General features: G+C 72.7%; 7 protein-coding genes. 3 read left to right on the top strand and 4 right to left on the bottom strand.

Annotated elements, in window-relative coordinates; genetic code table 11:
• The 4 genes from ACR807_RS40225 to ACR807_RS40240 all read right to left on the bottom strand — a co-directional run.
• The coding region (locus ACR807_RS40225) for an SGNH/GDSL hydrolase family protein (RefSeq protein ID WP_438926796.1) at nucleotides 1–1,236 on the bottom strand (1,236 nt) is incomplete at its 3' end.
• Nucleotides 1,237–1,249: 13 nt separating this feature from the next.
• Complete coding sequence (locus tag ACR807_RS40230; RefSeq protein WP_438926797.1) at nucleotides 1,250–1,948, bottom strand: polysaccharide deacetylase family protein; 699 nt, start codon at nucleotides 1,946–1,948, stop codon at nucleotides 1,250–1,252.
• A 164-nt stretch (nucleotides 1,949–2,112) separates the two neighbouring features.
• Entirely contained in the window at nucleotides 2,113–3,240 is a 1,128-nt protein-coding gene (locus ACR807_RS40235; protein ID WP_438926798.1) for an endo-1,4-beta-xylanase, read from the bottom strand.
• A 126-nt stretch (nucleotides 3,241–3,366) separates the two neighbouring features.
• On the bottom strand, nucleotides 3,367–4,689 hold the full coding sequence (locus ACR807_RS40240) for an MFS transporter (RefSeq protein WP_438926799.1): 1,323 nt from the start codon (nucleotides 4,687–4,689) through the stop codon (nucleotides 3,367–3,369).
• Between the two features lie 75 nt (nucleotides 4,690–4,764).
• Here ACR807_RS40240 and ACR807_RS40245 point away from each other — a divergent pair, with 75 nt between their 5' ends.
• The 3 genes from ACR807_RS40245 to ACR807_RS40255 form a co-directional block, all read left to right on the top strand.
• Complete coding sequence (locus ACR807_RS40245; RefSeq protein WP_438926800.1) at nucleotides 4,765–5,598, top strand: PaaX family transcriptional regulator; 834 nt, start codon at nucleotides 4,765–4,767, stop codon at nucleotides 5,596–5,598.
• 156 nt (nucleotides 5,599–5,754) lie between these two features.
• Nucleotides 5,755–7,200: a family 43 glycosylhydrolase gene (locus ACR807_RS40250; RefSeq protein WP_438926801.1), complete on the top strand. Its 1,446-nt coding sequence runs from the start codon at nucleotides 5,755–5,757 to the stop codon at nucleotides 7,198–7,200.
• A 10-nt stretch (nucleotides 7,201–7,210) separates the two neighbouring features.
• Nucleotides 7,211–7,629, top strand: a 419-nt coding sequence (locus tag ACR807_RS40255; RefSeq protein WP_438926802.1) for an RbsD/FucU family protein, incomplete at its 3' end; no start/stop codon positions are given.

Raw genomic sequence — 7,629 nt, forward strand, 5'->3', positions numbered from 1 at the left:
CGGCACGGCGTCGGCCATCGCGGCCATGCCGGCGTCGTTCGGGTGCAGGTGGTCGCCGCTGTCGTAGACGGGCAGCAGGCGTTCCGGGTCGCGCGGGTCGCGGACCGCGCGGTCGAAGTCGACCACACCGTCGTACTCGCCGCCGGTCCTGATCCACCGGTTCACGGTCTGGCGCGCGGCCTCGTTCTCCGGGCTGAAGAAGCCGAACGTGTCGTTCTTGAACGGCGTGATCGTGCCGCCGTAGGCGCGCAGCCCCTGCGCGTGGGCACGGGCGATGAGCCGGCGGTGCGCGTCGATGATGTCCCGCGCGGTCACCTTCTCCGACAGCGGGGCGCTGGTGCCCGGGTGGCCGAGGTCGTTCACGCCGAGGAGCACGACGACGTGCCGGGCACCGGGCTGGGCGAGCACGTCCCGGTCGAAGCGGCGCAGGGCGGCCTGGCCGAAGTAGTTCGCGTAGCCCTCCGCCGGGTGGCCGGCGGGCGGGTTCGGGTCGTGCAGCAGGCGGTTGCCGCTGATGCCCGCGTTGACCACGCCGAGGTGCCGCAGGCCGCGGTCGGCCTGGAACCGCCGGGCCAGCACGTCGGGCCAGCGCCGGTTCGCGCCGCGCGTGGTCTCCGCGCCGTCGGTGATCGAGTCGCCGAACGCCACCACGGTGCCGCCGCGCGGACCGGTGACGCCGACGCCGGTGAGGAAATGCCACTTGCCCAGCACGGCGGTCGACGCGGGGTCGGCGTGGCCGGTGGCGTTGCCCGCCAGCACGTACCCGTCCTGGTACGGGAAGGCGTGCACGGTGGTCGCGGGCGTGCGCCGGGGCAGGTGGACGCTGACCACCAGGTCGGTGTCGGCGGCCACGGGCAGCGCCACCGGGTCGCTGAGCAGCGGCGCGCCCGGCGGCACGGTGACCGAGGTGCGCCCGCCGAACGTGAGCCGCCGGTCGCTGCGCGGGTCGATCGCCGCGCCCGTCCCGGCCCGCCGCGCCACGTGCGCCTCGCCGATGACGAGCGGCTGCGTGCCGAACTCGTTGGACAGCCGCACCCGCACGCCGCCCCCGCCGACCGACAGGCGCACGACCTGGCGCAGGGTCTGGTCCTCGAACGACGTGGTGTCCGACGCGGGCACGGTGGTCGGCGAGGTGGCCCACGCCCCCACCCACGTCGGGCGCGGCGCGGCGGACGCCTGGGGCGTGCCCAGGAGCAGCAGGGCGGTCGCGACCGCCCCGAGGGAACGCTTCAGCACGGGTACCTCCGGGTCAGCCGCGGGCGGGGCGGTCGAAGCGCCAGCCGTCGGCGCGCAGCAGCGGGACGACCCGGTCGACGGCGTCCACCGTCTGGGCGCGGTCGTTCGGCCCGTCGTGCATCAGCACCACGGCACCCTCGGTGACGCCGTCGAGCAGGCGCTGGACCAGCACGTCGGTGCCCGGCGGCTCCCAGTCGGCGATGGCCAGCCGCCAGCCGAGCGGGACCATGCCGAGCTTCGCGGCGACGCCGGGCGTCTGCCCCCAACTGCCGTAGGGCGCGCGGAAGTAGCGGATGGGCGCGCCGGGGGCGGCGCGGCGGATCGCGGCGCCGGTCTGCCTCAGGTCGGCCTCGACCTGCTCGGGCGTCCACGTGCCCATGTCGTCGTGGTGCATGCCGTGGTTGCACAGGGTGTGCCCGCCGGCGACGATCGCGCGGACCAGCCGCGGGTTGGCCTCGACCTGGTCGCCCCACAGGCAGAACACGGCCTTCACGTGGTGCTTGCGCAGCACCCGCAGCAGGCGCGGCGTGTCGACCGGGTTGGGGCCGTCGTCGAACGTGAACGACACCGTCCGCCCGCCGTGCCGGGTCGAGTCGACGATGGTCGGCTCGACGCCGGGCCGGCCGCTGTCGACCGGACCGGCGGCGGCCTGGCCCGGCACGGCCAGGCCCAGGACCAGGCCGGTGGTCAGGAGCACCGTTCTCCACCTCATCGTGAAACCCCTTCGTCCGACGGCGGGCGCGGCGACAACTATCTGCCGGGTTCACCCCCGGGCCAAGGGTTTCGCGGATGTTTCGGGTCTCAACTGGGCCGGGGCCGGGCACGACGGAGCGGGGGACGGTCGGCGACCGGCCCCCGCGCGTCCACAGGGGACGGTCAGCGACGGCCCGCCTTGGCGAGCGTGTCGCGCAGGGCGTGGTACGCGGGCTTGCGGGAGAAGTCGTCCCACATCACCGTCGCGGCGCCCTCGCCCTCGAAGAACACCGGGACCCAGGAGTACTTGTCGGTGAAGCCCCAGATCGTGAACGAGTCGCAGCCGTCCACGTTCAGGCAGGCGACGAGCGTGCGGTTGTAGTAGTCGGCCTGCTGCGCGAGCTGAGCCTCGGTCGGCACGCCGCTCTCGGGCAGGTCCATCCGCACGTCCAGCTCGGTGATGGCGGTCTCCAGGCCCAGCGCGGAGAACCGGTCCAGGTTGGCCTCCAGGTCACCGGGGAAGCCGTAGCGGGTGCTCAGGTGGGCCTGCGCGGAGAAGCCGTGCACGGGCACGCGCTGCGCCTTGAGCTGCTTGATCAGCGCGAGGTAGGCGTCGCTCTTGGCGTTCACGCCCTCCACGCCGTAGTCGTTGAAGAACAGCTTGGCCTTCGGGTCGGCCTGGTGCGCCCAGCGGAACGCGTCGGCGATGATGCCGGGGCCCAGCTCCCTGATCCAGATGTTGTCGGTGGTGCGCAGCTCACCGGTCTCGGTGAAGATCTCGTTGGCCACGTCCCACTGCTGGATGTCGCCCCGGTAGCGGCCCACGACGGTCTTGACGTGGTCGCGCAGGATGGCGCGCAGCTCCTCCTTCGAGAAGTTCCCCTGCTCCAGCCACTCCGGGTTCTGGCTGTGCCACAGCAGGGTGTGGCCGCGCACGACCTGGCCGTTGCGCTTGGCGAACCTGACGATCGCGTCCGCGGCGCCGAAGTCGTAGCGGTCGCGCTCCGGGTGGACGTACTCCCACTTCATCTGGTTCTCGGCCGAGACGGAGCTGAACTCGGCGGCGAGGACCTTGCGGTAGGGCTGGTCCGAGGAGAAGGGGTCGGGGTACGGCTGGTCCTCGTGGTGACCGCCACCGGCGACGGCGGTGCCGATGCGGAACCCCTTGGGCGCGGCCTCGCGCAGGGTGTCCTTCTTGGCGTGGCCGGGGGGCCGGTGGTCGACGCTCGGCGCGGCCGAGGCCACGAGCGCCAACGGGACCGACAGGGCCACGGCGGCGAGTGCCGCGGTGGCCAGGCGGGTCGGCTTCATCAGGGAGGTCTCGCTTCCTCACGACGGCGTGGGGTATCCGAAACTTTCGAAAGCCTTGATGAAAGTTTTCGAGATGCCGGACCCTAAAATGGCAGTCACGCCAACGTCAAGAGCGGGTCGGCCGCGTCAGGCGACGGCGGCCGGGTGGAGTTCGCGCGTTCCGGTCTCCCGCAGCGCCAGCGCGCACCCCGTGCTCAGCAGGCAGAACGCGGCGATGACGGACGAGACGAGCACCAGGCCGCGCCCCCCGGTGGCGCGCTGCACCTCCGCGAACAGCAGCGGCGCGAACCCCGCGCCCAGGCCGGCCACCTGGTAGACGAGCGACGCCCCCGTGTAGCGGTTCCCGGTGCTGAACAGTTCGCTGTAGACCGCGGCGAGCGGCCCGTAGAGCATGGGGTGCAGCACGCCCTGGCCCAGCACCAGCGCGATCACCAGCAGGGTCGTGTCGCGGGCGTCGACCATCGGGAACAGCGCGAAGCCGAAGACCCCCAGCGACGCCGCGCCCGCCAGCAGCACGGGCCGCCGGCCGAACCGGTCGGACACCGCGGCCCAGGACAGGATGCCGACGACGGCGCACGCCGAGGACAGCGTCAGCGCGTTGAGCACGGTCTGCCGGGCGTGACCGACCTGCACGCCGTGCGCCAGCACGAACGTCGTCAGCGTCGACTGCACGACGAACGCGGCCAGGCCGAGGCCGATGCCCAGCAGCAGCACGCGCGGTCGGTCGCGGAGCACCTCCAGCAGCGGCACGCGGCGGCGCGGGGCGTCCAGCGCCCGGAACGCCGGCGTCTCCTCGACCCGGTGGCGGATGAACAGGCCCACGCCCAGCAGCACGACGCTGAGCAGGAACGGGACGCGCCAGCCCCAGTCGAGCAGCGCGCGTTCGCCGACGACCGCGCCGGTCGCGGTGAGCGCGGCGGTGGACAGCACCATGCCGCAGGGCGCGCCCGCGTTGGTGAACGACGCCCACAGGCCCCGCCTGCTCGTGGCGTGCTCGGCCGACATCAGCACCGCCCCGCCCCACTCGCCGCCGACGGCGACGCCCTGGAGCACGCGCAGCAGGACCAGCCCGGCCGGCGCGAGCCAGCCCGCCTGGGCGTAGGTGGGCAGCAGGCCGATCAGGGTGCTCGACACGCCCATCAGCACCATGGTCAGCACCAGGACCCGCTTGCGGCCGAACAGGTCGCCGAAGTGCCCGAACAGGACGCCGCCCAGCGGGCGGGCGAGGTAGCCGGTGGCGAACGTGCCGAAGCTGGCGATCGTGCCGACCAGCGGGTCGAGCGAGGAGAAGAACACCTTGTTGAACACCACGGCGGACGCGGTGGCGTAGAGGAGGAAGTCGTAGTACTCGATCACGCTGCCGACGAAGCTCGACGCGACGGCGCGGCGGAGTTGGGTGTTCGGCACGGCGGACCTCGCGTCCAGGCGTAGTTCCGGTTCATGGCGCACGCCGAAGCTACGGCAGTTTCGTGACGGCCGTCTAGACGCTGCCCAACGTAATTGCCCCCGATTACCCTGGACCCCGTGACCGTGAGCCCCGGGGACGCGCCGCCGCCCGCGCGCCCGCAGTCGCTGATGCTGGCCTTCCTCGGCCTCTACGTGCTCGACCGCGGCACGGCGGTGTACTCCGGCGGCGTCATCGACGTGTTCTCCCGGGTCGGCGTCTCCGAGGAGGCGGTGCGCTCGACGCTCACCAGGATGGCCGCGCGCGGCCTGCTCACCCGGCAGCGGCACGGCAGGCGCGTCTACTTCGGCCTCACCGACCACGCCACCGAGGTGCTGCGCGACGGCAGGCGGCGGGTCCGGGAGACCGGCGCGGTCGACCGGGCCTGGGACGGAACCTGGACGCTGGTCGGCTTCTCGCTGCCCGACAGCCGCCGCGGCGACCGGCACGAGCTGCGCTCGCACCTGCTGTGGGCCGGGTTCGGGATGCTCCAGAACGGCCTGTGGATCGCCTCGGGCGCGCGCGACGCCGCCGGCATCGTCGACCGCCTCGGCCTCGCGGACCACGTCACCGTGTTCAGCGCGCGGCACGCCAAGCCGACCGACTCGACCGACCTGGTGCACCGCGTGTTCGACACCGGGTCCATCGCGGACCGCTACCGCGCCTTCATCGCCCGCTGGGGCCGAGCCGACCCGCTGCCCGCGCTGCCCGATGACCTGGCCCGCCAGCTCGTCCTGCACACCGACTGGCTCGGGCTGGTGCGCCGGGACCCGCACCTGCCGGCCGAGCTCCTGGACGAGGACTGGCCCGCGATCCGCGCCGAGGAGCTGTTCCACGACCTCGACGCCCGCTACGGGGACGCGGCGGCCTCGATCGCGGCCGACGTGGTGGACGAGGTCCCCGCCGCCCGCTGAACGCCCGCTGAACGCCCGTCGAAGGCCAGCCGGAACAAGCCTGTTATCGCTAACAAGCAGGCGGCGTCAAGGGGCAATTTCTCCGACGAACAGTGGTTGAGCAGAGCAAACGTCGCTGTTAGCGTTAACAGACCGGCTTGTCCAGAGGAGGCAATGGTGCCCACTCGCCCGCAGCTCACCCGTGCCCTGACCGCCGTCGTGGTCCTGCTCGCCGCGCTGGTCGCGGTCGGCACGCCCGCCGCGTCGGCGTCACCCGCGACGCAGTTCACCAACCCGGTGGCGAACAACCGCGCCGACCCGCACGTCTTCAAGCACACCGACGGCTACTACTACTTCACCGCCACCGCGCCCGAGTACGACCGGATCGTGCTGCGCCGCGCCACAACCCTCCAGGGCCTGGCCTCCGCGCCCGAGTCGGTGATCTGGCGCAAGCACTCCGGCGGCGAGATGGGGGCGCACATCTGGGCGCCGGAGATCCACCACGTCAACGGCAGGTGGTACGTCTACTTCGCCGCCGGCCGCACCGACGACGTGTGGCGCATCCGGCCCTACGTGCTGGAGAACAGCAGCGCCAACCCGCTCACCGGAACGTGGACCGAGCGCGGCAGGGTCAACGTCCCGTGGGACACCTTCTCCCTGGACATGTCCACCTTCGCGGTCAACGGCACGCGCTACCTGACCTGGGCGCAGGCCGAACCGGGGATCTCCACCAACTCCAACGTCTACCTCGCCCGGATGGGCGCGAACCCGTGGCAGGTCACCGGCACCGTCGCGCGGCTGGTCGTGCCGACCCTCGCCTGGGAGACCCGCGGGCACAAGGTCGCCGAGGGACCGGCCGTGGTGCAGCGCGGCGGGCGGGTGTTCCTCACCTACTCGGCGAGCGCGACGGACGCCAACTACTGCCTGGGGATGCTCAGCGCGTCGGCGTCGGCGAACCTGCTCGACCCGGCGTCGTGGACCAAGAGCGCCAACCCGGTGTTCCAGAGCAACGCGGCGACGAGCCAGTACGGCCCCGGGCACAACTCGTTCACGGTGTCCGAGGACGGCCAGAGCGACATCATGGTCTACCACGACCGGAGCTACCGGGACATCTCCGGCGACCCGCTGAACGACCCCAACCGCCGCACCCGCGTGCAGAAGGTCTACTGGAGGGCCGACGGCACGCCGGACTTCGGCATCCCGGTCGCGGACGGCCCGACGCCCGTGCGGCTCAAGGCGTCCAACGTGGCCGACGCGTTCGTCCGGCACTACGACTACGCGGCCCGGTTGGACGCGAACGTGTCGCCGTTGGCGGACTCGCAGTTCCGGCTCGTGACCGGCCTGGCCGGGTCGGGCACGGTGTCGCTGGAGTCCGCGAACTTCCCGGGGTACTACCTGCGGCACCGCGACTTCCAGGTGCACGTGGAGCGCAACGACGGCTCGGCGTCGTTCCGGGGCGACGCGAGCTTCACCCGCCGGGCGGGCCTGGCGAACGGCGCGGCCGTGTCGTTCGAGGCGCAGAACCACCCCGGCCACTACCTGCGGCACGCGAACTCGCGGGTCGTGCTCAACCAGGTGTCCGACGCGCTCGGGCGCGCCGACGCCACCTTCGTCCTGGAGTGAGGTCCCACAGATGCTGCGCTACCCCCTGCTGCACCCGCCCCTGCTCACCGCCCTGGCCACCGCGGGCCACGGGAGCAGGGTGTTGATCGCGGACGCCAACTACGCGCACCGCACCAACACCCACCACCGGGCCGAGATCGTGCACCTGAACCTGCGCCCCGGCCTGGTGGCGGTGGACGAGGTGCTGGAACCGGTGCTGTCCGCGGTCCCCGTGGAGGCCGTGCACACCATGCGGCCCGACGAGGGCGGCACTCCCCCGGTGTGGGCCGCGTACGAACGCCTGCTCGGCCCGGACCTGCCGCTGCGACCGCTGGCGCGCCAGGACTTCTACGACGCGTGCCGCGCGCCGGAGCTGGCCGTCTGCGTCGCCACCGGCGACGGCAGGCTGTACGCCAACGTGCTGCTGACCATCGGTTTCGTCCCCGCCCC

The sequence above is a fragment of the Saccharothrix sabaoui genome (genome assembly GCF_051756985.1).
GTDB lineage: Bacteria > Actinomycetota > Actinomycetes > Mycobacteriales > Pseudonocardiaceae > Actinosynnema.

Excerpts from the sequence above, each read along its gene's own strand:
- ACR807_RS40230 (WP_438926797.1), bottom strand. The coding sequence starts at position 1,948 with ATGAGGTGGAGAACGGTGCTCCTGACCACCGGCCTGGTCCTGGGCCTG.
- ACR807_RS40235 (WP_438926798.1), bottom strand. The coding sequence starts at position 3,240 with ATGAAGCCGACCCGCCTGGCCACCGCGGCACTCGCCGCCGTGGCCCTG.